Annotated in this window: 1 protein-coding gene; it reads right to left on the reverse strand. The window is 64.9% G+C overall.

What is annotated here, in order from left to right:
* Window positions 1-57: 57 nt before the first annotated feature.
* Complete coding sequence (locus tag DFR74_RS35225) at window positions 58-1,299, reverse strand: IS256 family transposase (protein WP_113975439.1); 1,242 nt, start codon at window positions 1,297-1,299, stop codon at window positions 58-60.
* Between the last annotated feature and the right edge of the window lie 126 nt (window positions 1,300-1,425).

Here is a 1,425-nt window from a genome sequence, read left to right on the forward strand (position 1 = left end):
GGTCAAGTCCTGGGGTGTGGTGTAACGGAGTTGGTCACCGCGTGATCGGTTGTTCGGTCAGGCGGTGAGTTCTGCGGGGGTGGTGTCCTCCTGTTCGTCGGGTTCGTCGGTGGTGGTCGCGCGGGCTCGGGCGAGGACTTCCAGGCCGAGGTAGCGTTTGCCTTCGATCCATTCGTCGTGCTGTTCGGCCAGGACGGCGCCGACGAGGCGGATGATCGAGCCGCGGTCGGGGAAGATGCCGACGACGTCGGTGCGGCGTCGGATCTCTTTGTTCAATCGTTCTTGCGGGTTGTTGGACCAGATCTGGCGCCAGATCTGTTTCGGGAACGCCGTGAACGCGAGCAGGTCTGTGCGTGCTGTGTCGAGGTGTTCAGCGACTTTCGGGAGCTTCTCACCGAGAGCGTCCAGCATCCGATCGTATTGTGCGTGAACGGATTCGGTGTCGGCCTGGTCGAACACCGAGTGCAGCAGAGTCCGCACCCACGGCCACGACGATTTCGGGCAGATCGACATCAGATTCACGGTGTAATGGGTGCGGCAGCGTTGCCAACTCGCGCCTGGCAGCGTGGCGCCGACCGCGGCGACGAGGCCGGCATGCGCGTCGGAGGTGACGAGCTTGACCCCGGTCAGGCCGCGGGCGACCAGATCGCGGAAGAACGCCAGCCAGCCGGCGCCGTCTTCACCGGAGGTGACCTGGATGCCGAGGATTTCGCGGTAGCCGTCGGCGTTGACGCCGGTCGCGACCAGGGCGTGGACGTTGACCACGCGACCGTTCTCCCGCACTTTCAGCACCAACGCGTCGGCGGCGACGAACGTGTAAGGGCCTTGATCCAACGGGCGGGTGCGGAACGCTTCGACCTGGGCGTCGAGGTCGGCGGCCATGACCGACACCTGCGACTTCGACAGACTGGTGATCCCGAGGGATTCGACGAGTTTCTCCATCCGCCGGGTCGAGACCCCGAGCAGGTAGCAGGTCGCGACCACGCTGGTCAGGGCACGTTCGGCGCGTTTGCGGCGCTCGAGGAGCCAATCAGGGAAGTAGGAGCCTTGACGCAGTTTGGGGATCGCGACGTCGATCGTGCCGACACGAGTGTCGAAGTCGCGGTGGCGGTAGCCGTTGCGAGAATTCGTGCGTTCGTCGCTGCGCTGGCCGTACTCGGCGCCGCACACGGCGTCGGCCTCGGCACTCATCATCGTGGAGATGAACGTGGCGAGCATCTGCCGGAGCAGATCCGGGCTCGCTGCGGCGAGTTGTTCACCGAACGGCTGGCTCGGGTCGATAGGCTGGATATCGGTCATCGCGTGATGTCTCCTTCGTGGACTTGGTCGTCTTGAAGGATCACGCGGTGGCCATCTCCTTTCCGGCTACGACACGCCGGTCACACCGGACGATCCGGCTGATACACCACCCTGCCGGACGCAACC

Source organism: Nocardia puris (assembly GCF_003315035.1).
In the GTDB taxonomy this organism is placed as follows: Bacteria; Actinomycetota; Actinomycetes; order Mycobacteriales; family Mycobacteriaceae; genus Nocardia; species Nocardia puris.

Bases quoted from the DNA above. Each gene is read 5' to 3' on its own strand.
- DFR74_RS35225 (WP_113975439.1), bottom strand. From the start codon at position 1,299: ATGACCGATATCCAGCCTATCGACCCGAGCCAGCCGTTCGGTGAACAA.